Genomic DNA, 25,088 nt, shown 5'->3' with positions numbered 1-25,088 from the left:
GCGAGCGGCCGCCAGGACCATCTTAGGTCGAGGCGACGGCTCGCCGTCGTCGTCTGTGGAACTCTCCGCGTCAGACCAGGTCGGTCTTCGGCTCTCCGCCGGTGATCAGGCGTCGGCCTTCTTCTTCGCCGGAGTCGCCGCCTCCTCGAACTGGCGACGCGGGGTCTCCAGGTCGCGCAGCGGGGTGATGTCCCGGCCGAAGATGAACTCACTGATCCAGTTGCTGGCCACCCGCACCTTGCGCTCCACAGTGGGGATCGCCATGCCGTGGTAGCCACGGTGGGCCATCCAGGCCGGCACACCCTTGAGCTTGACGCCCATCGGGTTGCCGACGCCCTTGAAGAGGCCCAGACCGGCGACAGCACCCAGGGAGTCGTGCTTGTACTCGCTGATCTTCCCCTCGCCGAAGCGAGCGGCCAGGAGATTCTTCACCAGCTGCTTGGACTGGCGCAGGGCGTGCTGGGCGTTCGGGACGCAGAAGCCGCCGGGGCCGGCGCCGGTCAGATCCGGCACGGCGGCCACGTCGCCGGCGGTCCAGGCGCCCTCGATCGAGCGGCCCTCCTCGTCGACGATCTGCAGGGTGGCGGAGGCCGTGATGCGGCCGCGCTCGTCGATCGGGAAGCTGGAACGGCGGGCCACCGCGTTGGCAGCCACACCGGCGGTCCAGACGAGAGTGTCGGACTCGAAGCGGTCGGCCTCGGACTTGTCGGCCATGTTGATGAGCTGGAGCTCACCGTCCACCGCGGAGCCCAGGGAGGTGTTCAGCAGCACCTCGATGCCGCGGCCGCGCAGGTGCTCGACGACGCCGACCGCCTGGTCCTCGGAGACCTCGGGCATGATGCGGCCCATGGCCTCGACGAGCACGATGCGCACGTCGGACTGGCTCAGCCGGGGGTTGGCGGCCACGGCGGCGCGGATGATGTCCTCCATCTCCGCGATGCACTCGATGCCGGCGAAGCCGCCGCCGACCACGGTGAAGGCCAGGGCGCGGGCCTTGGCCTTCTCGTCGGTCATGGTGGAGGCGGCCTCGATCCGGTCGAGGATCTGGTTGCGCAGGGTCAGCGCCTCCTCGATGGTCTTCAGGCCGATGCCCTGCTCCGCGAGGCCTTCGATCGGGAAGGTGCGCGTCGTCGCGCCAGCGGCCAGGATGACGTCCTGATAGGGGATCTCGAAGCTCTCACCGTCCTCCAGCTCGACGCTCGCGGTGCGTGCGGAGTGGTCGACGTCGGTGACCTTGCCGGTGATGACCTCGGTGTCCCGCAGGTGCTTGCGGTGGGAGATGACCGCGTGGCGGGCCTCGATGTGGCCTCCCACGACCTCCGGGAGGAACGGCTGGTAGGTCATGTAGGGAAGCGGGTCGACAAGGGTCACCACACCACCCTCGGCCTTGACCTTCTTCTGGAGCTTCTGGGCGACGGTGAGGCCGACATAGCCACCGCCGACGATCAGAATGCGCGGTTTCTCTGAGAGCTTCTGCGAGATTGCCATAGATGCCATCCTAGCGCTGGTGCCGAGGGGAACGTGAACTGCACACAGCAGAGGCGGTGGGCCGACGCCGAGTGCTCGGCACGGCCCACCGCCACGCTGCGTGTCCTTCTGCGGCTCATACTACTGCCAGGCGCGGTGTCCAGCGCAGGTGTGACGCGGAACCCACCCGCCGAGGAGACGTCAGGACCTCCGGCGCGAGGTCAGGTGCACCGCGGCCACGCTGATCACGGAGATCACGAGCAGGGCAGCGACGCCAACCACCACCGGGCCTGCCCAGTTCTGCACGACCCGCGCCTCGGAGGCCTGAGGCTGATCGCGCGGGTCACCCTCCGGCCCCGGCGAGACACCGGAGTCAGAGGGGATGTCGGTGTGCTCGGACTCCTGCGACTCTCCCCGTCGGTGGACGCGGATCCATTCCTCCAGGGTCTCGTACGCGGCCGAGTCGAATTCAGGGACGTCATCGCTGCCCACAGCCTCCGCCACGTTGAGCATGCCCTGCCCGAACTCCGGGTCGATGCCCTCCCCGTCGCCGACTCCGTCGGCGGTGCTCAGCAGGCGATGCTTGACCTCCGCCGCAGAGAGCTCCGGGTGTGCGGACCAGACCAGCGCGGCCGCTCCGGCGACGATCGGTGCTGCGCCGGAGGTGCCCATCCATTGCGTGTTGTGGCCGTCAGGCACGGCACCGACGAGCGGTTCGGAGGGCGCCGCGATGTCCACGGCGATGCCCTGGGCGGAGGCGTCCTCGCTGATCTCCCGCTCCTCGTTGACCCCGGCGACGGTGAGCACCCCGGGGATGGTGGCCGGCGCGCCCACGCTCCAGCTGCCCGAGACGCGGTTGCCCGCGGCGGCGACGATGAGCACGTCGTTCTCGGCGGCGTTGAGGAAGGCCTCGTCCCAGGACTCGGGCCATTCCTGCTGGTTGGGCAGCCCGAAGGACATGTTGATGATGTCGGCTCCGTTGGCCACCGCCCAGTCCACGGCTTCGACGACCTGATCCTCCAGGTCGGGGCCGTAGGCGTTGGGGATCTCCAGAGCCATGGAGGCGCTGAGGATGTCAGCTTCCGGGGCCACCCCGATCACGCCCGCGGACTCCTCCTCGTCGTCCTCGTCGTCATCGTCATCGTCATCGTCGTCGTCATCGTCATCGTCATCGTCGGAGTTCGACGCCGGCAGGACGGCGGAGGCGGTCAGATCCAGTGCCTCGCGGCCCTCCCCGGAGGTGAGCCGCGCGGGGCTGAGCACCCCGGTGCCCTGGGTGAGGCCCATGTTCTCCTGCTCTTCGAGCTCTTCGATGAGGTCGTCCCAGAACTCCTCCCAGTCCTCGTCGGAGAAGTCTTCGTAGTCCTCAGGCTCGGGAAGCTCCTCGAGATCGTCCTCGGTGGCCTCCTGCCCGCGACCAGCGGCCAGCGAGGCCACCATGGTCCCGTGCTCGGTGGAGAACTGGTCCACCGGACCACCGGAGCCGTCACCGCCACCGGAGACGTCGGTGCCTTCGACGACGGCCCCCTCCAGGGTCGGGTGGTCGCCGTCGACACCGGTGTCCAGGATCGCGATGGTGACCCCGTCGCCCCGCGCAGTCTCCCAGGCCTCCGTGACGCCGTAGTCCTCGAGCCAGAACTGGGCGTCCCGCCAGGCATCGGCGTGGGCGGAGGGTGCGGCGACCAGGCTCGGCGCAGCCAGCACCGGCGCCAGGAGCAGGGCGGCGGCGGCAAGGGCTCCGCCGCGTGCCGCACCCCGCCGGGCTGCATGTCTCGTCTCCGGCCCAACCTCAGTCATGATGTGTCCCTCGGTTCCGCACCCCGTCGGGGTCCTCGTCGATCGTCTCGCCTGGTCCTCGCAGCCGACAGCCGGCTCGTCGGCTGAGCCGACGTCGTCGTCCGGCTCAGTCCTGGTGGGCCGTCTCCCGCGCCGCGCCGGTGGCGATCGACAGCGCGATGCCGTCCAGAATGTCATGCTCCGAGGTGAGGGCGGTAGTCACCCGCCCCTTGGAGACCTTGTTGACATAGTCCAGGATCGTGCCCCAGATCAGCGCGCCGGCACCGATGACGTCCACCCGCCCCGGGTGCATGAACGGCATCTGGGCACGCTGGTCGCGGGTGGAGTGCACCAGCTGGTCCACCGACTGGTGGATCCGGTCCAAGCCCACCTCGGCACCGTGGATGAGGTCGGGATCGTAGTCCTCAAGGTTCAGCGCGTGGGCCGTCACCGTGGTCACGGTGCCAGCCACGCCGATGATGACGTCGGTCTCATCCAGCGGCATCACCTGCCCGACGTCCTCCAGGAAGGAGAGCGTCTCGAAGCTTGCCATGGAGGTCTCGGTCTCCTGCGGCGGGTCGGTGCGCATGTGCCGCTCGGTGAAGCGCACGCAGCCCATGTCCGTGGAGATGGCGTGCTCCATGCCTCGGGAGGTCCCCAGCACGAACTCCGTGGAGCCGCCGCCGAGGTCCACCACGAGCACCGTGCGGTCCGGATCCCAGTCCAGCAGGGAGGAAGCCCCCACGAAGGACAGACCGGCCTCCTCGCTGCCACGGATGACCTCCGGCTCCACTCCCAGGCGATCCCTGACGCCCTCGACGAACGCCGCTCGGTTCTTCACGTCCCGGGTGGCGGAGGTGGCCACGAAGCGCACGGCCTCGACCTTGTGGCGCCGGATCAGCGCCGCGTAGCTGTCCACGGCCGCGAAGGTGCGCTCCAACGCCCCTGCGGAGAACTCGCCGGTCTCGTCCACGCCCTCACCAAGGCGGACGACGGTCATCTGCCGGACGACGTCGGTGAGGCGAGAGCGATGCATCTGGGCGACCGCAGAACGTTCCCCGGTGTCGGTGCCGAACGGCTGTTCCGCCTCGTCGGGGACGGAGTCGCCCGCGCCCTCCACGTCGGCGATCAGCAGGCGGATCGAATTGGTCCCGCAGTCGATGGCGGCCACTCTCATTGCTGCTCCTCCTTCAGTCGCCGCACATGTCGGCTGAGGTCTTTGGTCGGGATCTCTGCGGCGTGGTCCCACGCCTCGGCGCAGGTACACACCGCAGGCGTCCAGTCATCGGAGATGCGGTCCAGGGTCTCGTCGCCGAGCGGGCTGATCCCCCGGCCCACGGCCAGTGTGTGCCCCAGCAGCACGTGGAGGCACTTGACCCGGTCCGGCATGCCGCCGGCCGAGATGCCTTCGATCTCCCACACCGGCTCCAGCCCGGAGGCGAGCCGGATGCGCTCACGCTGGGCGAGGTAGTCCTGATGGGCGGCGCGGTGCCGGGCGGCCAGCTCCTCGTCCTGACTGAGCCGTTCGGTCATCTCCGCCATCACTCCGGCGGCCTCCAGCCGGGAGACCGCTTGGGTCAGCGTCGGGTGGGTGAGGTAGAAGGTGGTCGGGAAGGGGATCCCGTTCGAGAGCCGCGGCGCCGTGGCCGCCACCAGCGGGCTGCCGCAGCGGCAGCGGGCGGGGATCTCGATGACGTCGCGCACCGGCCTCCCCAGCTGCAGGCTGAGGGTGTCCAGATCTTCCTGGGTCGGCAGGGACGGGCTGGGCTGGCTCATCGTCTTGCGGGGTCTCCTGAAGGTGGTGGGCGGGCCCACCTCCGCGATGGGCCTCCACAGTCGAGACTAATCTACGGCAGACCGGACCAGGGAATCCCAGAGGGCGTCGGCCCAGGGAAGGTCGGTGCGAACTTCGCTGTCTTCCTGGTTCTCCGGGGCGTCGTCGTCCCCACCGAGGTCACCGATGACGTGATACTGCCGCTCCCCCGGCATCACCAGGTTGACGCGCTCCCGTGCCTGCTGGCGGACATACTCGGGATCGTCCCAGCGGGTGACCTCGGACTCGAGCTCGTCCTGGCGCTCCTGCTGCTCGGCGATGCCGGCCTCCAGCTCCGCGATCTCGCCGCGCTGTTGGATGTAGGTGCGCACCGTGGGGACCAGGAAGGACACCACGACCAGCGCCACCAGAGTCATCACGATCAGCCGGCCGGAGAGCGTGCGCTCCGGGACCATGGTGCGGGCGCTGGCGGTCGTCTTCCCTGCTGGCCTTCCGGTGGAGTCCCGGTCGAGGTCCCTCTGCGGGGCTGCGCGGCGAGCCCGGCGGGCGGTGATGTCGACCGGCATGCGGATCTCCCCGGAGATCTGCTCGCGCTCGGCGAGCCGACGAGCCTCCGCGGTTGCACGACGGCGCTCTGACCTGGGTTTTTCTGTCTCTGGAGGATTCTCGCGGGGATGCTTGGCGTGCCTGCCCATGGTCACCGCCTTCCCTCTGCCACCGGCGTCTCACCTGCGGCGGCGCCACTCGCGCCGTCGGAGTTCAAGGGTAGTCGCGGCCCGGGGCTCGACCGCGGCAGACACGCTGAGCGGCTCTGGGGATGACAGAAAGAGGCCACGTCCTGCCGCGTGTCGACGCAGCGGACGTGGCCTCTCTCAGCCCCTCAGCGGGCGGGCAGGAGTTTCAGCGGGTGAACCGCGGGAAGGCGCTCGCTCCGGCGTAGGCCGCGGCGTCGCCCAGCTCCTCCTCGATGCGCAGCAGCTGGTTGTACTTGGCCACACGCTCGGAGCGGGCCGGGGCGCCGGTCTTGATCTGGCCGGCGTTGGTGGCCACGGCGATGTCGGCGATGGTGGTGTCCTCAGTCTCGCCGGAACGGTGGGAGACCATGGTGGTGTAGCGGCTGCGCTGCGCCAGCGAGATGGCGTCGAAGGTCTCGGTCAGCGAGCCGATCTGGTTGACCTTCACCAGCAGCGAGTTGGCGGTGTCCGCCTCGATTCCCTTAGCCAGACGGTCCGGGTTGGTGACGAAGAGGTCGTCACCGACCAGCTGGACCTTGTCCCCGATCTGCTCCGTCAGCGTCTTCCAGCCGGCCCAGTCGTCCTCGTCCAGCGGGTCCTCGATGGAGACCAGCGGGTAGGCGTCGACGAGCTCCGAGTAGTAGGCGCTCATCTGCTCGGGCGACTTCTGCTCACCTTCGAAGGTGTAGGCGCCGTCCGTGTAGAACTCGGTGGCCGCCACGTCCAGGGCCAGCGCGATGTCTGTGCCCGGGGTGTAGCCGGCACGCTTGATCGCCTCGGTGATCAGGTCCAGCGCGTCACGGTTCGACGGCAGGTCCGGGGCGAACCCACCCTCGTCGCCGAGGCCGGTGGCCAGGCCTTTCTCCTTCAGCAGGCCCTTCAGCGCGTGGTAGACCTCGACGCCGGAGCGCAGCGCCTCGGAGAAGGTGGCCGCACCGATGGGAGCGATCATGAACTCCTGGATGTCCACGTTGGAGTCCGCGTGGGAGCCGCCGTTGAGGATGTTCATCATCGGCACCGGCAGCAGGTGAGCGTTGGGGCCGCCGAGGTACTTGTACAGGGGCAGGTCGGAGGCGTCGGCAGCGGCCTTGGCCACGGCCAGGGAGACTCCGAGGATGGAGTTCGCACCGAGGCTGTTCTTGTTGTCCGTGCCGTCGAGGTCCAGAAGGATCTGGTCGATCAGGCGCTGCTCGGTGGCGTCCTGACCCTCCAGGGCGGGGGCGATGACGTCATTGACCGCGGACACGGCGGCGGTGACACCCTTGCCCAGGTAGCGGTCCTTGTCGCCGTCGCGGCGCTCGACGGCCTCGAAGGCGCCGGTGGAGGCTCCGGAGGGGACGGCGGCCTGGCCGAAGCTGCCGTCGTCGAGCAGGACGTCGACCTCGACGGTCGGGTTGCCGCGCGAGTCGAGGATCTCGCGACCGTACACACTGGCGATGAGTGACATAAGTTGTCGGCTCCTTCTTGGGTTATCTGGACACTCCGGGGCCGACGCGTCCTTGCGCCAGCGTGCTGAGGTGGCGGCGCAGCGCTCGTTCGGGATCTTGACCCCGAGAACGCGCTCTGTGCACCACCGAGAAGAGTAGTTCACCCAGGGCGTCCTCGTCAGCCGCTACGAGTGGATCGTGACCCGTGGAGAAGTGCCCCGGACCGGCGTCGGGCTCTCCCACCGCACCCGGGGGCAGGGTGCGGTCCAGTCGGTCGATGAGCTTGGCCGCGCGCGCCAGGGCCGGCAGGTGGGCGGGCAGGGAGCCGACGACGGCGGAGAGCTCGGCCGCCCCCTCGCCTCTGGGCGGGGAGGTTCCGTTCGCGTCCCCGGCGGTCTCGCCCACTCTGTCCGCGGCATCCTCAGCCACCTTCGCGGCAGCATTTTCGGCAGCCTTCTCCGTGGCCTTGATCCGCGTCCAGGCACGCTCGATCTCCTCCAAGGAGGCCTCCGCGTCGACGTCGAGCTCCCCGGCGTCGTCGAACACGTGCGGGCTGCGGCGCACCAGCTTGGCAGTGATCGCCTCAGCCACGCCGTCGAGGTCGAAGGAAGCCCGTTCGGAGGCCAGCTGCGCATGCAGCACGATCTGGAAGAACAGATCCCCCAGCTCCTTGCGCAGAGTCTCCCCGAGCCGTGAGGACTCGATCTCCTCGACGGTCTCATACGCCTCCTCGACGAGATACTCGACGAGGGAGTCGTGGGTCAACCGCTGGGTCCACGGACAGTGGACGCGCAGCTGGGCCACCACCCACTGAAGCCGCCGCAGAGGATCCGCCGGCGACCTCAGGGGCGGCTGGTGGGCCTGGGTCACTGCCAGGCCTCGAGGATCAGCGCGGAGAGCGCCTCACGCTCCTCGTGCCCGAGGAAGGCAGACTCCAGGGCGTTGATCTGGAAGTCCGCGAGTTCGGCCAGATCGTAGTCGAAGGCCTCCGCCAATAGGGCGAGCTCCCCGGAGAGGGTGACCCCGGAGACCAGCCGGTTGTCCGTGTTGACACCGACGTTGAAGCCCAGCTGGTAGAGCATGTCGAAGGGGTGGTCGGTGATGGCCGCCGGAGCATCCTCCGGACCGAAGGGGGCGATGGCACCGGTCTGCAGGTTCGAGGTCGGGCAGACCTCGAGATGCACCTGACGGTCACGCACCCAGCGGGCCACCTCGCCGAGGCCGACCTCGTAGGCCTCACCGTCCTCGTCGGAGGTCACCGGCTCCTCGGAGATCGAGATGTCCTGGGCCACGCGCACCCCGTGGCCAAGCCGCCGAGCTCGTCCGGAGACCAGCGCGTCGCGGACGGACTCGACGCCGTCTGCCTCCCCGGCGTGCACGGTGGCGGGGATCATCTCCTCGGCCAGGGTGGTGAAGGCGGCGGCGAAGCGAGAGGGAGGGAAGCCGTGCTCGGGACCAGCGATGTCGAAGCCGACCACGCCACGGTCGCGGTGGCGCACGGTGAGCTCCACGGCCTCCTTCGCACGATCGGACTGGCGCATCGCGGAGATGATCTGCCCGACGACCACGAATTCGTCCCGGTCCTCCAGGGCGGCCATGCCTTCGTCCAGACCGGCTTGGACCGCCTCGACAGCCTCGTCCAGGCTGAGGCCCTGCCGCTGGTGCTGCTCGGGGGCCCAGCGGACCTCGCCGTAGACCACGCCGTCCTCAGCCAGGTCCTCCACGTACTCGCGGGCCACGCGGCGCAGGTTCTCGGCGGTCTGCATCACCCCTGTGGTCAGGGCGAAGGCCTCCAGGTAGCGCTCCAGGGAGCCGGAGTCGGCGTTCTCTCGGAAACGACGGGCCAGCACCTTGGCATCCTGGGTGGGCAGCTCGACGCCGGCCGGGCCGGCGAGCTCGATCAGCGTGGCGGGACGCAGGCCGCCGTCGAGGTGGTCGTGGAGGCTGACCTTCGGCAGCGAGCGGAGCTGCTCGATGAGGGCTTCGGAGGGACCGGTGGTCTCGGGCGAGGAAGTCGCAGTCATGGCACCAGCCTATCGGCCGCAGGGTGGGCGTGGGAGCACCGGTCACGTCTCGCCGACGTCCTCCTCCTCTGCATGACGATGGTGCCGACGCAGCCTGATGGGCGCCTCCACCTCGATCACCCCGGTGTCCTGGTAGCCCTCGGGGTCGATGTGCACGCCCTTGCGGTCCAGCCAGACGGAGAGCAGCCGGAAGAGTCTGTCGCAGAGCAGCCCCAGCAGCACCGCAGCGCCGATGCCCACCAGCATGGCCAGCAGCTGGTTGCCCAGCAGCTCGGTGCCCACCGCTCCCAGCAGGATCAGCCAGGCCGCCCACATCAGCGAGGCGGCCGCATCGATGAGCAGGAACCGCCGGAGCGAATACCGGGTGGATCCGGCCACGAAGTTGATCGCCACCCTCGCCCCGGGGATGAACCGGCCCACGAAGATCAGCAGGACCCCGCGCTTGTCCAGCTCGTGGCGGGACCAGGTCAAGGTCCGTTGCATGGCCGGGCGGCGCAGCAGACGGAACCTGTCGGTGCCGATCACCCGACCCAGGTTGTAGGCCGCGAAATCACCCAGCAGCGCAGCCCCTGCCGCCACCAGGATCACCCACAGCCACCAGGGCGTCCCCGGCTGGTCTTGGACCGAGCCCAGGGTGATGATCAGCGAGTCCGAGGGCAGCGGCGGGAACACGCCGTTGACGAAGACGAAGCCGGCCAGACCTATGAGGGTCCACCAGCCTGAGGCCACCTCGATGACCAGCGCATTGAAGAACTCGCTCCACTCCTGGAAACGCGTCATCGACGTCCCTCTCAGCTGTGCCGCGGCCGCGTGCTGCTTACAGGTCCTCGGCGCTGATGCGGTCCAGCACCAGGTCCCCGACCTCCACCGGGCCGCCGTCGGCATCGACGTCCACGGCACCGTCCAGGGCCTCCTCGGCGCGGGCCATCCTGGACTCCTCATCGGTGAGCAGGGTGAACAGAGGCTGCCCCGCCGTGACGTCGTCTCCCGGTTTGATGTGCATCCGCACGCCGGCGCCGGCCTGGACCGCGTCCTCCTTGCGCGCTCGGCCCGCGCCCAGGCGCCAGGCAGCGATCCCGACCGCCATGGCGTCCAGGCGGGTCACCGTCCCGGAGACCCCCGCGGTGACCGTGTGCTGGTGCGCCGCCGTCGGCAGTGTGGCCTCCGGGTCTCCGCCCTGGGCGGCGATCATCCGCCGCCAGGTGTCCATGGCCCGGCCGTCCTGCAGGGCCTGCGCCGGATCGGCGTCGGGCATCCCCGCTGCGGTCAGCATCTCCTGGGCCAGCGCCACGGTCAGCTCGACGACGTCGGCCGGCCCGCCTCCGGCGAGCACCTCCACCGACTCCTGGACCTCGATGGCGTTGCCGGCGGTCAGTCCCAGCGGAGTCTCCATGGCCGTGATCAGCGCCGTGGTGGCCACTCCGGCGTCCGTGCCCAGGGCGACCATCGTGCGGGCCAGCTCCTCGGCGTCATCCCGGGACTTCATGAACGCCCCGGAGCCCACCTTCACGTCCAGCACGAGCGCGTCGGTGCCCTCTGCGATCTTCTTGGACATGATCGAACTGGCGATCAGCGGGATCGCCTCCACGGTGCCGGTGACGTCGCGCAGCGCGTAGAGCTTCTTGTCCGCCGGGGCCAGGCCCGCACCGGCGGCGCAGATCACCGCGCCCACCTCATCGAGCTGGGTCAGCATCTCCTCGTTGCTCAACGCGGCCCGCCAGCCGGGGATGGACTCGAGCTTGTCCAGGGTGCCGCCGGTGTGGCCCAGCCCGCGCCCGGAGAGCTGCGGGACCGGCACCCCGAAGCAGGCCACCAGCGGAGCCAGCGGCAGGGTGATCTTGTCCCCGACCCCGCCGGTGGAGTGCTTGTCCGCCGTGCGGCGCCGCGCACCTTCGGCGGTCTTCAGCGAAGAGAAGTCCATGCGTTCCCCGGACGCGATCATCGCCCGAGTCCAGTGGGAGATCTCGTCACGCCGCATCCCGCGCAGCAGGATCGCCATGGCCATGGCGGACATCTGCTCGTCGGCCACCCGTCCCGCGGTGTAGACGGCGATCACCCAGTCGATCTCCGACTGGGAGAGCCGGCCGCCGTCGCGCTTGGTGCGGATCAGGTCGACGACGTCGAAGGCCTGGGGGTCGAAGGAGTTCTTCTCGGCAGGGGTCTGCTCAGCGCTCATGGGGCGTCCTCTCGGATCGACGGTGCAGGGAACGGAAGGTCGGCTCCGCGGCGTTCAGGCCTCGAGGTCCCGAGGGCCGAAGGCCTGCGGCAGCAGGTCCTGCAGGGTGGTGACACCCTCGGCGGTGCGGATGTACATGGTCTCGGCCGAGAACTCATGCAGCAGCTGACGGCACCGGCCGCACGGCGTGATGGGCTCACCGTCACCGTTGACACACGTGAACGCCACGATGCGCCCACCACCGGTCATCTGCAGCTGACCGACCATCGTGCACTCCGCACAGAGGGTCAGCCCGTAGGAGGCGTTCTCCACATTGCAGCCGGAGACGATGCTGCCGGTCTCCAGCAGCGCCGCCGCCCCGACAGGGTACTTCGAGTACGGCACATAGGCCTTGGTCATGGCGATCCGGGCCTGGGTGTGCAGGACGTCCCAGTCCACCGCCCCGCCGCCGGGGGCGAGCCGCAGGCTGCCGGTGAAGTCGAAGTCGTCCGGCTCCGCAGGGGGACCGCCGACAGGACCTGAGGGTCCTGGGACGGAGCCCGAGCCGCTGGGGTGTTCAACGCTCATGGGGTCATCCTACGGGTGGTCGGGGACGCCGTCGTGGCGGTGGTCCTGCAGGGCACGCAGCGCGGCGGCCACCATGACCTTGGTGCCGGCCGCCAGCGCGCGCTCGTCAGGGGCATAGTCGCCGCGGTGCAGGTCGAAGTCCTCCCCGCCGGGGGTGCGGGTGCCGAGGCGGAACATGGCCCCGGGCCGTTCCTGCGTCATCCAGGCGAAGTCCTCACCGCCCATAGACTGCGGGGCCAGCTCCACCGCATCGGCGCCGAGCATGGCCCGTCCGCACTCCTCCAGCAGCATGGTCTCAGCCTCGGCGTTGTTCACCGGAGGCACTCCGCGGATGTGCTCCAGGGCGACGTCGACTCCGAAGGGCGCCGCGCACTGGGTGATGATCTCCTCCAGCAGCTCGCCGGCCCCGCGCCAGGCCTCCGCGTCCAGCACCCGCATGGTGCCGACCAGAGTGCCCGTGGAGGGGATGGCGTTGTGCGCGCTGCCGGCCTGGATCTGCCCCCACACCAGGGAGACCGCCGAACGGACGTCCACCCGGCGGGAAAGCACGCTGGGGGCAGTGCTGGCGATGTGGGCGAGCGCCGAGACGACGTCCTCGGTCAGGTGCGGCCGCGAGGTGTGCCCGCCGCGTCCGGTCACCTCGATGCGCACGACGTCCGCCGCCGAGGTGATCGCGCCGATCCGGGTGCCGATGGTGCCGACGTCGATGCGCGGGTCCGAGTGCAGCGCGAAGACCCGAGGCACCGGCTCCAGCACGCCGCGGCGGATGACCTCTAGGGCGCCGCCGGGCATGGTCTCCTCGGCGGGCTGGAAGATCACCCGCACGGAGCCGCCGAGCCCGCCCGGGTTCTCGGTGTGCAGCCGCTGCAAGCTCAGCGCCAGACCGAGCATCACCGTGGTGTGGATGTCATGGCCGCAGGCGTGGGCGACCCCAGGATTCCGTGAGGAGTATTCCAGGTCGGTGAGCTCGGTGACCGGCAGCGCGTCGATGTCTCCCCGGAAGCCGGCCACCAGCGGCCCGGCGCCGACGTCGACGAACAGCCCGGTGGTCTCCGGCAGCATCTGCGGCTCCAGACCCGCCTCGCGCAGCCAGGCGGCGAGCCGGGTCGTGGTCTCCACCTCCTGCCAGGACAGCTCCGGGCGGCTGTGGATCTCGCGGCGCATAGCGATCAGCCGCTGCTCGAGGTCCTCGACGACGTCGGCCGCGCCACGGCGCGTCGCCCCGGAGGGCACCTGGCTAGAGGACATCGGAGTCTCCCTTCTCGCGCAGCGCCTCCACGGCTTGTTTGACGGACTGAGCGTGATCTGTCGTGGTGACCAGCAGCGCATCCTCGGTGTCGACCACCACGATGCCCTCCACTCCGATGAGCGCCACCACTCGTTGGGTGTCCGAGACGACGACCCCGCTGGACTGGTCGGAGTAGACCCGTGCCTTCTCCCCCAGCACGGTCATCTCGTCCTGCTCGTGGGCCGGGTTCAGCCGCGCGATCGCCGCGAAGTCGCCGACGTCGTCCCAGGTGAAGTCCCCGGGGATGACCGCCACATCGCCGGCGTCGGCGGCAGGCTCCGCCACGGCATAGTCGATGGCAGTCTTCGGCAGGCCCGGCCAGACCCGCTGCATGACCTCGTCCTGGCGCTGCGTGCCCCAGGCTTCGGCGATCTCCACCAGGCCGGCGTGCAGCTGCGGCTCGGCGGCCTGCAGGTGCTGCAGCAGCAGTCCCACCGGGGCGACGAACATCCCGGCGTTCCAGAGGTAGTCCCCGTCGGCCACATACTGCCGGGCGCGCTCCTCTCCGGGCTTCTCTACGAACTCGGCGACCTGCCGGGCGCTGGGCGCGTGAGGGACCTCCAGCCGTTCGCCCCGGCGGATGTAGCCGAAGGCCGTCGACGGGTGGGTCGGCGTGATGCCGATGGTGACGATCTTGCCGCTGACCGCGGTGGCGACCGCCTCCCGCACCGCCGCCTGGAAGACGTCCACCGGAGCGATGACCTGGTCCGCGGCGAAGGACCCCATGATGATGTCCGGGCTGCGCCGGTGCAGGATGGCCGCGGCCAGGCCGATCGCCGCCGCGGAGTCCTTCGGCGATGGCTCCAGCACCAGGTCGGCGTCGTCGACCTCGGGCAGCTGGGCGCGCACGGCGTCGCGATGCTGCTCCCCGGTGACGACGACGACGCGCTCCCCGGTCAGCGGGGCCAGCCGCTCGTAGGTGCCGCGGATCAGCGTGGTGCCCGAACCGGTGAGGTCATGCAGGAACTTCGGCGCGTTGGCGCGCGAGAGCGGCCACAGGCGCGTGCCCACGCCGCCGGCGGGGATCACGGTGTAGAAGCGTTCGAAGCTGGGGGGCTCGGCGGAGGAGCCGGCCGCGGCGTCGACGTCAGCGCCGTGCGTGGCGGCGTCGGAATCCCCGGCATGCCGGGGGCCCGCGGCCCCGGCCAGGTATGCGTCATGTGCGAAAGTCACGTCACCAGGGTAGACGCGTCAGCCGCAGAAGACCTGATCGGGTCCTGCGCACCGACCGAGGGCGTCGAGGAAAGTGGCTTTCCGCCTCCCGTTGAACCTGGCATGGATCAGGTCATGATTCCGCGGCCTCGCGGTGGAAGGTCTACGATGATCCGCGCAACATAGCGTCCAGGAATGCGCCACGGCCCGTGTCACAGGTGACGGTGGCTTACCCTGGTACGTAGATCGCACTCGCACCGGCGTCACAGATATCCGCTCCGCCAACTGCGATCAGATGCGCACCCAAGGAAGGGCGGGCGGAACGCCATGCGACGATGCAGGGAGGTTTACACACGTGACGCAAACCAAAGGCACCCTCTACAGGGGCCGAGAAGGCATGTGGTCCTGGGTCGGCCACAGGATCACCGGCGTCGGCATCTTCTTCTTCCTCCTGGTCCACGTGCTCGACACCTCACTCGTGCGCGTCTCCCCGGAGGCCTACGATGCCGTCATCGGTGCCTATAAGAACCCCATCATGATCGTCGGAGAGATCGGCCTCGTCGGCGCGATCGTTTTCCACGCCTTCAACGGCCTGCGGATCATCCTGGTGGACTTCTGGAAGAAGGGCACCCGCTACCACAAGCAGATGCTCTGGGGCGTGCTCGCCCTCTGGCTCGTGACCATGGTCGCCTTCAGCGTCCGTCACCTGATGCTCTTCCTGGAAGGGTGGAACTGATCGATGACCACCACGAACTCTGAAGCAGTCCTTCCCGCGCAGGGCATCGAGGCTCCGCGCTCGGGACGCGTGGACCCCAAGTACCTGCGGAACAAGACCTCCTCGGGGAGTTTCGAGATGGCCGCCTGGGTCTTCATGCGCCTCTCCGGCATCGCCCTGGTGGTGCTGATCTTCGTGCACCTCTGGGTGAACCTCATGGTGGGCGACGGCATCCACCAGGTCGACTTCGGCTTCGTCGCCGGCAAGTGGGCCAACCCGGTCTGGCAGTTCTGGGACCTGACGATGCTGTGGCTGGCGATGCTGCACGGCACCAACGGCATGCGCACCATCATCAACGACTACGCCGAGAAGGACTCGACGCGCCTGTGGCTGAAGTCGATCCTCTACATCGGCAGCGCCGTGATCATCATCCTGGGCACCCTGGTGATCTTCACCTTCGAGCCCTGCCTGCTGGACAGCACCACCGGCGAGCCGCTGCCGCGGGCCGTCTGCCCGAGCTGACCGACGTGCGCCCCTCCCCGTCGTGACCCCCGGGCATCGCCGCCCGGGACGACGGCGGGGAGCGCGGGCCCGCCGGAGACGCTTCCACCACTTCGACCGAAGAGAGACACCCAAGCTGATGCAGGTTCACAAGTACGACGTCGTGATCGTCGGTGCGGGCGGCGCGGGCATGCGTGCCGCCATCGAATCGGGCCAGCGCGCCCACACCGCGGTGCTGACCAAGCTCTACCCCACCCGCTCCCACACCGGCGCCGCCCAGGGCGGCATGTGCGCCGCGCTGGCGAACGTCGAGGAGGACAACTGGGAGTGGCACACCTTCGACACGGTCAAGGGCGGTGACTACCTGGTCGACCAGGATGCTGCCGAGGTCATGGCCAAGGAGGCCATCGACGCGGTCCTCGACCTGGAGAAGATGGGCCTGCCCTTCAACCGCACCCCGGAGGGCAAGATCGACCAGCGCCGCTTCGGCGGCCACACCCGCGATCACGGCAAGGCCGCAGTGCGTCGCGCCTGCTATGCCGCGGACCGCACCGGCCACATGATCCTGCAGACGCTCTACCAGAACTGCGTCAAGCACAATGTGGAGTTCCACAACGAGTACTACGTGCTCGACCTCCTCACCGTGGAGGAGGAAGCCACCCGTGAGGACGGCACTCGCTACATGCAGAAGCGCGTGGCCGGCGTCGTCTCCTATGACCTCGCCAATGGTGAGATCCATATCTTCCAGGCCAAGTCCGTGGTCTTCGCGACCGGCGGCCTGGGCAAGATCTTCAAGACCACCTCCAATGCCCACACGCTGACCGGCGACGGCATGGCCATCGCCTACCGTGCCGGCATCCCGCTGGAGGACATGGAGTTCGTGCAGTTCCACCCCACCGGCCTGGCCGGGCTGGGCATCCTGCTCTCCGAGGCCGCCCGCGGCGAGGGCGGCATCCTCCGCAACTCCGAGGGTGAGCGTTTCATGGAGCGCTACGCCCCCACCATCAAGGACCTCGCCCCGCGAGACATCGTGGCCCGGTCCATGGCCAACGAGGTGCGCGAGGGTCGCGGCTGCGGCCCGAACAAGGACTACGTCCTGCTGGACCTGACGCACCTGGAGCCGGAGCACATCGATGCGAAGCTCCCGGACATCACCGAGTTCGCCCGCACCTACCTGGGCGTGGAGCCCTACACCGAGCCGGTGCCGGTGTTCCCGACCTGCCACTATGCGATGGGTGGGGTGCCGACCACGGTGACCTCGGAGGTCCTCCAGGACAACACCACCACCGTCCCCGGCCTCTACGCCGCCGGTGAGGTCGCCTGCGTCTCCGTGCACGGCTCGAACCGACTCGGCACCAACTCCCTGCTGGACATCAACGTCTTCGGCAAGCGGGCCGGAATCGCGGCCGCCGAGTACGCCTCGGGTGCGGACTTCGTGGAGCTGCCGGAGAACCCGACCGCCCGCACCGAAGAGCTGCTGGCCACGGTGCGCAACGGCAACGGCGGCGAACGAGTGGCCGCGATCCGCGCGGAGCTACAGGAGACCATGGACGCCAACATGCAGGTGTTCCGCTCCGAGGAGACCATCAAGGAGGCGCTCGGAGTCATCGCGAACCTGCGCGAGCGCTACAAGCAGGTGCAGATCCAGGACAAGGGCCGCCGCTTCAACCTCGACCTGCTCGAGGCCGTGGAGCTCGGATTCCTCCTGGACATGGCCGAAGTCATGACAGTGGCCGCGCTGCACCGGCAGGAATCCCGCGGCGGCCACTACCGCGAGGACTTCCCGGACCGCGACGACGCGAACTTCATGCTGCACTCGATGCTGTACCAGGATCCCGAGGCCGAGACCGAGGGCACCCAGGGCATCCGCTTCGACACCAAGCCGGTCGTCTTCACCCGCTACGAGCCGATGGAGCGTAAGTACTGATGAGCACCCCCACCCAAGACATCGCCGAGCCTGCCTCGAAGGTCGACCTCGCGGAGAGCACCGGCGGAGGCGGGGAGATCCCCAGCTTCGAGATCACCCTGAAGGTGCGCCGCTACGACCCGGAGTTCTCCGACGAGGCCCGCTGGGACGAGTGGACGCTGACCATGTATGGCACCGACCGCGTACTCGACGCCCTGCACAAGGTCAAGTGGGAGCACGACGGCTCGCTGACCTTCCGCCGGTCCTGCGCCCACGGCATCTGCGGCTCCGACGCCATGCGGATCAACGGCCGCAACCGACTGGCCTGCAAGTCTCTGCTGAAGGACCTCGACACCTCCAAGCCGATCCTGGTGGAGCCGATCAAGGGCCTTCCGGTGGAGAAGGACCTCGTGGTGGACATGGAGCCCTTCTTCCAGTCCTACCGCGAGATCATGCCCTTCCTGGTCAACAACTCCCCTGCCCCGACGGCGGAGCGGCTGCAGTCCCCCGAGGACCGTGCGCGCTTCGACGACACCACCAAGTGCATCCTCTGCGCGGCCTGCACCTCCTCCTGCCCCGTGTTCTGGACCGACGGCCAGTACTTCGGCCCCGCGGCGATCGTGAATGCGCACCGCTTCATCTTCGACTCCCGCGACGACGCCGGCGACATGCGCCTGGAGGTCCTCAACGACAAGGAGGGAGTGTGGCGCTGCCGCACCACCTTCAACTGTTCGGACGCCTGTCCGCGCGGCATCGAGGTCACCAAGGCCATCCAGGAGGTCAAGACCGCCATCCTGACCCGGGCGATGTGACCTGCTGACGCGCACACGCTGAAAAGTACGCACAGGGCCCGCCGCATCATGCGGCGGGCCTCTGTGCGTCTGCGGACAGTGCGGCCGGCGCCCTTCCCTTGCGGAGATCGTCTCTTCGTTGCAGATCGTCTCCGGATTCAGGGACGATCTGTAACGAAGAGACGATCTGCGGCGGCGGAGAATGGGCCTGTGGAGAACCTCTGCAGGGAGCAGGCGATATGGGGCAGAGTGCTGGTCATGCTCACACGTCACCACCCGCGCATCAGTCTTCACGTCGCCGGTCCGGATCCTGATGGTGGCCACACCGGTGTCCGGTTGAGCAGGCAGGTGGACGCAGGCCAGATGCTTCGGCTCCGGCGCGGAGTCTACGTCGCCGCTCGAGACTGGATGGAAGCACACCCTTGGGATCGTTCGGCGCTGGCGGTGGTTGCGACCGCTCTGGCTGATCCTCGCACCGTCTTCTGCCGCACCAGCGCACTTCTTCTCCAGGGCATCCCCCTTCTCACGCCGCCTCAGCGAGTCCACGTGCGGACGCTCCGAAGGAGCTCCGTCCGCCTCACACGCCAGACACCGATGACAGGCAGAACAGCGCCGGATCGGCTCGTCAGGACCCTGGGGCTGCCCCCTGCGGCCGTGGCACGGCTCCGCGGCATCCCGACCCAACGGCATGAGCCGGTGATCCCACCCGAGCGGGTGAGAGACGACCTGCGGGAGCACTCGGCACAGAATCCCGCCTCCGCTGCCGAGACTCTGCTCCCTCGAGCTCACCTGCCCAGCACAGCCTCGCCGCTGTGCTCTGGTCCAGAAGACGGCTACCTGGTTGAGCCGCTGCCGCTGGCCACCGTGGACACGGTGACGCGTCTGCCGGCTCCCGACGCCGTCGTCGTATTGGATGCCGTGGTGGCCCGACTCATGACTGACGGACTCGCGGAGAGGGACGCCCGGGCCCAGCTGCTCACCTGGTTGGGCCACGTCCCTACGATTCGCCGTCGAAGCCTCCTGGCCCAGCGGCTGGATTTCGCCGATCCGCGTGCCGAATCTCCCGGAGAGTCACTCTCCCGGTGGCGGATCCATGAGCTCGGATTCGTCGCCCCGGAGCTGCAGACCACCGTCTCTTCCGACGCCGGGCGGGCCCGGTTGGACTTCGAGTGGCGAGAAGCCGGCGTCGCCGGAGAGTTCGACGGTCGGTTGAAGTACGGAGCAGACTCAGGCCTCTCCGGTGAGGAAGCGGCCGATGCCGTGTACGCCGAGAAGCTTCGTGAGGATGCGATCAGGCGGACCGGGCGCGTCGTCGTGCGCTGGGGCTGGGAGCAGCTCCAACAGCCTGACGAGCTGGCACGGAGACTCACTCGCGCCGGCGTTCCCCGACGCCGCTGACCCCGGATCGTCTCTCCTTTGCGGATCGTCCCTGAATATCGGGACGATCCGCAAAGAAGAGACGATCTGTGAGCGGGCGGGCGGGTCAGCCCTTGTCTGCGCGGTCGGCGGCGACGACGGCGCCCCACGCGGCCGCGAGCAGGTACACCAGGCTGAACAGGTAGAAGTAGAAGAAGAGCCCCAGGACGGTGGCGAAGGGCAGGAGCAGCTCGTTCGCGGTCGCATTCGAGATCAGCTGCGTGGAGAGCTGCCGCAGCAGCGAGGAGCCGATGCCGGCGATGATCGCCGCCTGCCACAGAGCCGAGACGGGGATCACGATCCGCGAGGCCACACGCATCAGCAGGATCGCCACCAGCACGTCCAGGACGAATGAGACCCCGAGCGTGGTCAGCCGCGTCAGCGGCCCGTCCATGACCTCCCAGCCCAGGAACCCCAACGTGGCGTCCAGGAACACCGTCGTGAGCAGGTTGGCCGCCGTGGTGGTGGCCAGCACCACTCCCAGGACCAGCATGATGAGGAAGTCCCGGGACTTCACCACCCAGATGTACTCGGCCATCAGCGGGCGGTCGAAGATGCTGCGGATCCCGGAGCGCAGACCGTGGATCCAGCTCAAGGACGCGACGATTGTCACGATCACCGAGACCACCAGTGCCGCGTTGAATCCGGCGGTGTCGAAGAGCCGCTCGGGACTGGCCAGCCCGCCGTCGCCGGTGTCGATGACGCCGGGCACAGCCGTCTCCACGGCCTCCACGATGAAGGCCTGCATCTCCTCGTCCCCGCCGATGATCAGTCCCGCCACGGAGAACCCGGCCACCAGCATGGCGGCCACGGAGAAGAACATCATGTACGCCGCACCGGCGGCCATGACGGTGCCGTAGTGGAAGAAGAACAGATTGATCGCGCGGATCAGCCGGAACCGCGCCCAGCGGGCCAGCGCCCACTCGAGCATGGCCATCCCCACTTTCACCGGACCCTGGCGCTCACGGCGGGCCCGGCCGAGCGCCATCCGGGCGCGCAGCTCCTCCTGCTTCAGCACCGCGGAGTCGATGGGGTCCGGGCGCGCACGGACCTCCGTGCTCTCGTCGATCCTCTCGATGCGGGCTCGGGCCGACTGCACCAGCGCATTGTGGCCGGAGCTCCGCGGGCGCAGCCGTGAGGGGTGCTGGTTCACTCGCGTCTCACCTCCGGGCTCACCATCAGGGGCGTATCAGGCCCGGGTCGAGGGCAGGAAACCGACCTTCGCGTAGACGTCGTCGAGAAGCGGAGAGGCGATCGCGCGGGCCTTCTCTGCGCCCCGGGCCAGCAGGGCGTCCAGCTCAGCCGGATCCTCCAGCAGCTCCAGGGCGCGGTCACGGATCGGTCCGAACCTCGCCACCACGGCGTCAGCCAGGTCCACCTTCAGATGCCCGTACATCTTTCCCTGATACTCCTCGACCAGCTCGTCGATGCTCCTCCCGGAGACTGCCGAGTAGATGCTCAGCAGGTTGGAGATGCCGGGCTTGGTCTCCCGGTCGAAACGGATCTCCGTCCCGGCGTCGGTGACGGCGGACTTGATCTTCTTGGCGAGCTTCTTGTCCGTATCCAGGATGTTCAGCAGACCGTTCGGCGAGGACGCCGACTTGCTCATCTTGGTGGTCGGGTCCTGCAGGTCATAGATCCGCGCCCCGACCTCGGGGATGAACGGCTCCGGGACACGGAAGGTCTCCCCGAAGCGGTGGTTGAACCGCTGGGCGAGGTTGCGCGCGAGCTCCACATGCTGCTTCTGGTCGTCGCCCACCGGCACTCCGTCGGGCTGGTAGAGCAGGATATCGGCGGCCATCAGCATCGGGTAGGTCAGCAGGCCCACCCCGGCGGAGTCTGCCCCCTGCTTGGCGGACTTGTCCTTGAACTGGGTCATCCGAGAGGCCTCACCCATCCCGGTGATGCAGGTCAGGATCCAGGACAGCTGGACATGCTCCGGCACATGGGACTGCACGAACAGAGTGGAACGCTCCACGTCGATGCCCCCGGCCAGGAACTGGGCGGCGGTGTTGCGCGTGCGGTCCCGCAGCTCGGCCGGCTCATGGGGCACGGTGATGCCGTGCAGGTCCGGGATGAAGAAGAACGCATCGTACTTCTCCTGCATCGTCACCCAGTTCAGCAGCGCGCCCACGTAGTTCCCCAGGTGCAGGGAATCCCCGGAGGGCTGCATGCCGGAGAGCACCCGGTGCTCATCTGAGATGCCCACCAGCTGCGCACTGTGCTCGGCCATGTTCTCCCTCATCGCTCGCGCCGGATCGGCTCCGACGTCGTCTCTTCTCCGTGCCCCGTCAGGTTACCAGCGCGACGCCGGACTCCCCGGTCAGGAGCCCGGAACGGCCCCGATCGGTCCCCGCGGGTCCCCTCTCAGTCCAGCAGCGCATGCCGCACCCGGGGGAACCACTCGGACTGGGGATCGATGAGGTCGACGTGCCCGGCGCCCTCCAATTCGGTCAGCGGCAGCGGGACGTCTCGGGAGAAGCCGACGTCGACCGTGACGTCGGCGGTCCCGTGGAGGATCTGCACGTCAAGACCGGCCGGCAGCAGCCCGACCCGCGAGCGCGGGTCCTCCCACCGGTAGGCCTCCGGGGAGTCGGCCGGGTCGGCGCCCATGTAGTCCCGCACTGCTCCCTCGGCGAGCCCCAGCCTCGCCTCGCGGACCAGGTCGGTGATCGGCGCCAGCCCTCGGACGCGCGCCTGTGGCAGCCCGGCCCCTCGGTGGCTGGCCCAGGCCAGGGCCAGGCATCCTCCGGCGGAGTGACCAGCGATCACGGGAGCCTCCTCCAGGCCCGGGGACAGGCCCCAGCCCGGCCAGTGGTCCACGCAGTGCGCGACGGCGGCCATGACGTCCTGCAGGGTGCGGGGGTGTCCGCCGCCGCTTCCGGCACGTCGGTACTCCACCAGCGCCACGGCGGCGCCCGCCTCGGCGAGCGCAGCGGCCAGCGGACGCGCGTGGACAAGGTTCGTCCGATCCCGGAAGTAGCCCCCATGGATCAGGACGACGGCGCGCTGAGCGGTCTCGGCCGGGCCGAAGAGCTCCAGATGCTGCTCCGGGTGGTCTCCGTAGGCGACGCGTTCCCCTGGCCCGACCGGGCGTGCCAGCAGGGCCTCCAGCTGCTCCTGCTCACGCTCGGCGGCCGAAAGTGCGTGGGGCGGGTGCGTCATCAGCGTGCGTCTCGGACGTCGAGGAGGACCCGCCGGATGGTTTCCACTCCGAGCAGCACCTCGGTGAAGCTCGTCGACAACGGCGACAGGCCCAGGCGCAGACCGTGCGGAGGCCGGAAGTCGGGGATCACTCCCTGCTTCCAGAGCTGCGGCAGCACCGAGCCGAAGTCTTCATGGTCCACTGTGATGTGTGAGCCTCGGTGCGCCGGGTCCCGCGGCGAGGAGTACCGGACACCCTCGGGCAGGAGCAGCACGTCCACGAGCTCGGTGGCGAAGCCGGTCAGAGCCACGGACTTCTGCCGGATCGCCGGCATGCTGGCCTTCTCGATGAGATCCAGCATCGATTCCATGGCGATCATGCCCGTCACCGGCGGGGTCCCGCTGATGAAGCGGCGGATCCCCGGGTGAGGTTGGTAGGCAGGCGCCATCGCGAACGGGTCGGCCGCACCCATCCACCCCTGCACAGGCTGCTGCAGGCCGCCCTGATGCCGGTGGGCCACGTACCCGAAGGCCGGGGCACCGGGGCCGGCGTTCAGGTACTTATAGGTGCATCCCACCGCCAGGTCCACCCCGCAGGTGTCCAGGGCGATCTCCACGGAGCCCACCGAGTGGCACAGGTCCCAGAGCACCAGCGCGCCGTGCCGGTGCGCCGCAGCGGTGATCCCCGGCAGGTCCGCCAGGTGTCCGGAGCGATACTCCACATGGCTGAGCACCACCAGGGCTGTGCGCTCCCCCAGCAGCGCCTCGACGTCGTCGAGTCCGACGCCGTCGACCGGGGCCGGCTCGATCCAGCGCAGGGTCATGCCGTGATCCCGGGCGATGCCCTCCAGGACGTAGCGGTCGGTGGGGAAGTTCCCGGCGTCGAGGATGATCTCGTCACGATCGGGCTGGGCGGTGAGTGCGGCCCGGATCAGCTTATAGAGGATGACGGTCGTGGAGTCACCTACGAAGGTCTGGCCCGGTGCGGCCCCGAGAGTCAGCGCGGCGATGCGGTCGCCGAGACGCAGCGGCAGCTCGAACCAGGACTCGTCCCACCCGCGGATCAACCGGGCACCCCACTCGTCGACGGCGAAGCTGCCCAGCCGCGCGGCGGCGGCGCGGGTCGGCCGGCCTAGGGAGTTGCCGTCCAGGTAGGAGCGCACCTCCTCGGGGAGCAGGAACTCCTCCCGGAGCGGGGCGAGCGGGTCCCGGGCGTCCAGGTCGGCGGCACGCTCCGTGAAGGCGCTGGTGTCCGAGAAGCTGGTGCGAGGGGGCATCGTCATCTCCTCAGCGTCCGATCTCGGTACGGACTGTGAAGAGCTCGGGGAAGAAGGTCAGGTCCAGGGCTTTCTGCAGGAATCCGACCCCGCTGGAGCCTCCGGTGCCCTGCTTGGTCCCGATGATCCGCAGCACCGTGCGCATGTGCCGGTACCGCCAGAGCTGGAAGTTCTCCTCCAGGTCCACCAGCTCCTCGCAGCTCTCGTAGACCAGCCAGTGCTCCTCCGGGTTCTCATAGATGGCCCGGAACACCTCGACCAGTCCCTCATGTGAGGTGTGGGCCCGGCGCACGTCCCGCTCCAGCAGCTCCTGCGGGACCGGGTGCCCCTGCCGAGCCAGGTGGCGGATGAACTCGTCATAGATGCTGGGCTGCTCGAGCAGCTCCGCCAGCTGCCGGTGGGACTCCGGCTCGGTCTCGAAGACTGTCAGCATGCGGGAGTTCTTGTTGCCCAGCAGGAACTCCACCGCCCGGTACTGCCAGGACTGGAATCCCGAGGAGCTGCCCAGGGAATCGCGGAACTCGGCGTACTCGCTGGGGGTCAGCGTGGCCAGCACGGACCATTGCTCGGTGAGGGTGCGCTGGATGTGCTTGACCCGGGCGATGCGCTTCAGGGCGGGCTGCAGCTGATCAGCGACGATGAGGTCCCGAGCGGCGAGGAGCTCGTGGACCACGAGCTTGAGCCACAGCTCGGTGGTCTGATGCTGGATGATGAACAGCAGCTCGTCATGGTGCTCAGGGTCGCTGACCGGCTCCTGCGCGGAGAGCAGCCTGTCCAGCTGCAGATAGGACCCGTAGGTCATCTTCTCCCGCAGATCCGTGTGGATCCCCTCTTCCAGCGCGCGCTCGTTCTGCCGCGCCGTCGACGACTCTGTCATGACACCTCTCTGCTGCGCTCCTCCACCGGCGACGGCGGCCCTCGCCTCGCCGTCACGGACCCTGCGGTCGGCGTCG

At 68.9% G+C, this 25,088-nt stretch carries 23 protein-coding genes; 5 read left to right on the top strand and 18 right to left on the bottom strand.

Features of this window, described 5'->3' with window-relative positions; translation table 11 throughout:
• Positions 1-105: 105 nt before the first annotated feature.
• The 13 genes from ODE13_RS04875 to ODE13_RS04815 all read right to left on the bottom strand — a co-directional run bounded on the left by ODE13_RS04875 (position 106) and on the right by ODE13_RS04815 (position 14,262).
• Complete coding sequence (locus ODE13_RS04875; RefSeq protein WP_322478223.1) at positions 106-1,488, bottom strand: NAD(P)/FAD-dependent oxidoreductase; 1,383 nt, start codon at positions 1,486-1,488, stop codon at positions 106-108.
• 180 nt (positions 1,489-1,668) lie between these two features.
• Positions 1,669-3,264 (bottom strand): S8 family peptidase, encoded by a 1,596-nt coding sequence (locus ODE13_RS04870; protein WP_322478222.1) that lies wholly within the window; start codon positions 3,262-3,264, stop codon positions 1,669-1,671.
• Between the two features lie 106 nt (positions 3,265-3,370).
• Positions 3,371-4,420, bottom strand: coding sequence for a Ppx/GppA phosphatase family protein (locus ODE13_RS04865; RefSeq protein WP_322478221.1), 1,050 nt, complete (start codon positions 4,418-4,420; stop codon positions 3,371-3,373).
• Complete coding sequence (locus tag ODE13_RS04860) at positions 4,417-5,019, bottom strand: DUF501 domain-containing protein (RefSeq protein ID WP_322478220.1); 603 nt, start codon at positions 5,017-5,019, stop codon at positions 4,417-4,419. Before ODE13_RS04860 ends, ODE13_RS04865 begins: the two co-directional genes overlap by 4 nt.
• A 66-nt stretch (positions 5,020-5,085) precedes the next feature.
• Positions 5,086-5,583, bottom strand: a complete 498-nt coding sequence (locus ODE13_RS04855) for a septum formation initiator family protein (protein ID WP_322478219.1) — start codon at positions 5,581-5,583, stop codon at positions 5,086-5,088.
• A gap of 334 nt (positions 5,584-5,917) precedes the next feature.
• On the bottom strand, positions 5,918-7,198 hold the full coding sequence (eno, locus tag ODE13_RS04850) for a phosphopyruvate hydratase (protein WP_322478218.1): 1,281 nt from the start codon (positions 7,196-7,198) through the stop codon (positions 5,918-5,920).
• Positions 7,199-7,220: 22 nt separating this feature from the next.
• Complete coding sequence (locus ODE13_RS04845; RefSeq protein ID WP_322478217.1) at positions 7,221-7,943, bottom strand: MazG nucleotide pyrophosphohydrolase domain-containing protein; 723 nt, start codon at positions 7,941-7,943, stop codon at positions 7,221-7,223.
• Positions 7,944-8,044: 101 nt separating this feature from the next.
• Positions 8,045-9,202 carry an adenosine deaminase gene (locus ODE13_RS04840; protein ID WP_322478216.1) on the bottom strand — a complete coding sequence of 386 codons (1,158 nt, stop codon included), beginning with the start codon at positions 9,200-9,202 and terminating at the stop codon, positions 8,045-8,047.
• 42 nt (positions 9,203-9,244) lie between these two features.
• The gene (locus ODE13_RS04835) at positions 9,245-9,982 is read right to left on the bottom strand and encodes a DedA family protein (RefSeq protein WP_179540644.1); all 738 of its coding nucleotides are present in this window, start codon (positions 9,980-9,982) and stop codon (positions 9,245-9,247) included.
• Positions 9,983-10,019: 37 nt separating this feature from the next.
• Positions 10,020-11,378: a thymidine phosphorylase gene (locus tag ODE13_RS04830; RefSeq protein ID WP_322478215.1), complete on the bottom strand. Its 1,359-nt coding sequence runs from the start codon at positions 11,376-11,378 to the stop codon at positions 10,020-10,022.
• A gap of 54 nt (positions 11,379-11,432) precedes the next feature.
• Positions 11,433-11,945: a cytidine deaminase gene (locus ODE13_RS04825; protein WP_416210553.1), complete on the bottom strand. Its 513-nt coding sequence runs from the start codon at positions 11,943-11,945 to the stop codon at positions 11,433-11,435.
• A gap of 9 nt (positions 11,946-11,954) precedes the next feature.
• Entirely contained in the window at positions 11,955-13,193 is a 1,239-nt protein-coding gene (locus ODE13_RS04820) for an amidohydrolase (protein WP_322478214.1), read from the bottom strand.
• A complete protein-coding gene (locus ODE13_RS04815; RefSeq protein ID WP_322478360.1) occupies positions 13,183-14,262 on the bottom strand; it encodes a mannose-1-phosphate guanylyltransferase in 1,080 nt (359 codons plus the stop codon). Before ODE13_RS04815 ends, ODE13_RS04820 begins: the two co-directional genes overlap by 11 nt.
• A gap of 478 nt (positions 14,263-14,740) precedes the next feature.
• On the opposite strand from ODE13_RS04815, the gene sdhC reads away from it, so the two are divergent.
• The 5 genes from sdhC (at position 14,741) to ODE13_RS04790 (ending at position 19,696) form a co-directional block, all read left to right on the top strand.
• Positions 14,741-15,121 carry a succinate dehydrogenase, cytochrome b556 subunit gene (sdhC, locus tag ODE13_RS04810; RefSeq protein ID WP_179540648.1) on the top strand — a complete coding sequence of 127 codons (381 nt, stop codon included), beginning with the start codon at positions 14,741-14,743 and terminating at the stop codon, positions 15,119-15,121.
• A gap of 3 nt (positions 15,122-15,124) precedes the next feature.
• Positions 15,125-15,622: a succinate dehydrogenase hydrophobic membrane anchor subunit gene (locus ODE13_RS04805; RefSeq protein ID WP_179540649.1), complete on the top strand. Its 498-nt coding sequence runs from the start codon at positions 15,125-15,127 to the stop codon at positions 15,620-15,622.
• Between the two features lie 118 nt (positions 15,623-15,740).
• Complete coding sequence (gene sdhA / locus ODE13_RS04800; protein ID WP_179540650.1) at positions 15,741-17,528, top strand: succinate dehydrogenase flavoprotein subunit; 1,788 nt, start codon at positions 15,741-15,743, stop codon at positions 17,526-17,528.
• Positions 17,528-18,319: a succinate dehydrogenase iron-sulfur subunit gene (locus ODE13_RS04795; RefSeq protein WP_322478213.1), complete on the top strand. Its 792-nt coding sequence runs from the start codon at positions 17,528-17,530 to the stop codon at positions 18,317-18,319. The genes sdhA and ODE13_RS04795 overlap by 1 nt, the downstream gene beginning before the upstream one ends.
• A 573-nt stretch (positions 18,320-18,892) precedes the next feature.
• Positions 18,893-19,696, top strand: coding sequence for a hypothetical protein (locus ODE13_RS04790; RefSeq protein ID WP_322478212.1), 804 nt, complete (start codon positions 18,893-18,895; stop codon positions 19,694-19,696).
• 85 nt (positions 19,697-19,781) lie between these two features.
• On the opposite strand, the gene ODE13_RS04785 is transcribed toward ODE13_RS04790, so the two are convergent.
• From ODE13_RS04785 to kynA, 5 genes are all read right to left on the bottom strand, one after another.
• Positions 19,782-20,867, bottom strand: coding sequence for a YihY/virulence factor BrkB family protein (locus ODE13_RS04785; protein WP_322478211.1), 1,086 nt, complete (start codon positions 20,865-20,867; stop codon positions 19,782-19,784).
• A gap of 36 nt (positions 20,868-20,903) precedes the next feature.
• Positions 20,904-21,947, bottom strand: a complete 1,044-nt coding sequence (gene trpS, locus ODE13_RS04780) for a tryptophan--tRNA ligase (protein WP_322478210.1) — start codon at positions 21,945-21,947, stop codon at positions 20,904-20,906.
• A 134-nt stretch (positions 21,948-22,081) separates the two neighbouring features.
• Complete coding sequence (locus ODE13_RS04775) at positions 22,082-22,879, bottom strand: alpha/beta hydrolase (protein WP_322478209.1); 798 nt, start codon at positions 22,877-22,879, stop codon at positions 22,082-22,084.
• On the bottom strand, positions 22,879-24,135 hold the full coding sequence (gene kynU / locus ODE13_RS04770; protein WP_322478208.1) for a kynureninase: 1,257 nt from the start codon (positions 24,133-24,135) through the stop codon (positions 22,879-22,881). Before kynU ends, ODE13_RS04775 begins: the two co-directional genes overlap by 1 nt.
• Before the next feature lie 10 nt (positions 24,136-24,145).
• Complete coding sequence (gene kynA / locus ODE13_RS04765; protein ID WP_322478207.1) at positions 24,146-25,012, bottom strand: tryptophan 2,3-dioxygenase; 867 nt, start codon at positions 25,010-25,012, stop codon at positions 24,146-24,148.
• Positions 25,013-25,088 lie beyond the last annotated feature (76 nt).

Source organism: Nesterenkonia sp. HG001 (assembly GCF_034438835.1).
Classification (GTDB): domain Bacteria; phylum Actinomycetota; class Actinomycetes; order Actinomycetales; family Micrococcaceae; genus Nesterenkonia; species Nesterenkonia xinjiangensis.
Note: the sequence above shows the minus strand (reverse complement) of the source record. Positions and strands in the feature narration are given on the sequence as shown.

Excerpts from the sequence above, each read along its gene's own strand:
- ODE13_RS04835 (WP_179540644.1), bottom strand. The coding sequence starts at position 9,982 with ATGACGCGTTTCCAGGAGTGGAGCGAGTTCTTCAATGCGCTGGTCATC.
- kynA (WP_322478207.1), bottom strand. The coding sequence starts at position 25,012 with ATGACAGAGTCGTCGACGGCGCGGCAGAACGAGCGCGCGCTGGAAGAG.
- sdhA (WP_179540650.1), top strand. The coding sequence starts at position 15,741 with ATGCAGGTTCACAAGTACGACGTCGTGATCGTCGGTGCGGGCGGCGCG.
- ODE13_RS04820 (WP_322478214.1), bottom strand. The coding sequence starts at position 13,193 with ATGTCCTCTAGCCAGGTGCCCTCCGGGGCGACGCGCCGTGGCGCGGCC.
- ODE13_RS04870 (WP_322478222.1), bottom strand. The coding sequence starts at position 3,264 with ATGACTGAGGTTGGGCCGGAGACGAGACATGCAGCCCGGCGGGGTGCG.
- ODE13_RS04805 (WP_179540649.1), top strand. The coding sequence starts at position 15,125 with ATGACCACCACGAACTCTGAAGCAGTCCTTCCCGCGCAGGGCATCGAG.
- ODE13_RS04825 (WP_416210553.1), bottom strand. The coding sequence starts at position 11,945 with ATGAGCGTTGAACACCCCAGCGGCTCGGGCTCCGTCCCAGGACCCTCA.
- ODE13_RS04830 (WP_322478215.1), bottom strand. The coding sequence starts at position 11,378 with ATGAGCGCTGAGCAGACCCCTGCCGAGAAGAACTCCTTCGACCCCCAG.
- ODE13_RS04865 (WP_322478221.1), bottom strand. The coding sequence starts at position 4,420 with ATGAGAGTGGCCGCCATCGACTGCGGGACCAATTCGATCCGCCTGCTG.
- ODE13_RS04855 (WP_322478219.1), bottom strand. The coding sequence starts at position 5,583 with ATGCCGGTCGACATCACCGCCCGCCGGGCTCGCCGCGCAGCCCCGCAG.
- ODE13_RS04795 (WP_322478213.1), top strand. The coding sequence starts at position 17,528 with ATGAGCACCCCCACCCAAGACATCGCCGAGCCTGCCTCGAAGGTCGAC.
- eno (WP_322478218.1), bottom strand. The coding sequence starts at position 7,198 with ATGTCACTCATCGCCAGTGTGTACGGTCGCGAGATCCTCGACTCGCGC.
- ODE13_RS04875 (WP_322478223.1), bottom strand. The coding sequence starts at position 1,488 with ATGGCAATCTCGCAGAAGCTCTCAGAGAAACCGCGCATTCTGATCGTC.
- ODE13_RS04840 (WP_322478216.1), bottom strand. The coding sequence starts at position 9,202 with ATGACTGCGACTTCCTCGCCCGAGACCACCGGTCCCTCCGAAGCCCTC.
- ODE13_RS04860 (WP_322478220.1), bottom strand. The coding sequence starts at position 5,019 with ATGAGCCAGCCCAGCCCGTCCCTGCCGACCCAGGAAGATCTGGACACC.
- ODE13_RS04790 (WP_322478212.1), top strand. The coding sequence starts at position 18,893 with ATGACAGGCAGAACAGCGCCGGATCGGCTCGTCAGGACCCTGGGGCTG.
- kynU (WP_322478208.1), bottom strand. The coding sequence starts at position 24,135 with ATGCCCCCTCGCACCAGCTTCTCGGACACCAGCGCCTTCACGGAGCGT.
- ODE13_RS04775 (WP_322478209.1), bottom strand. The coding sequence starts at position 22,879 with ATGACGCACCCGCCCCACGCACTTTCGGCCGCCGAGCGTGAGCAGGAG.
- trpS (WP_322478210.1), bottom strand. The coding sequence starts at position 21,947 with ATGGCCGAGCACAGTGCGCAGCTGGTGGGCATCTCAGATGAGCACCGG.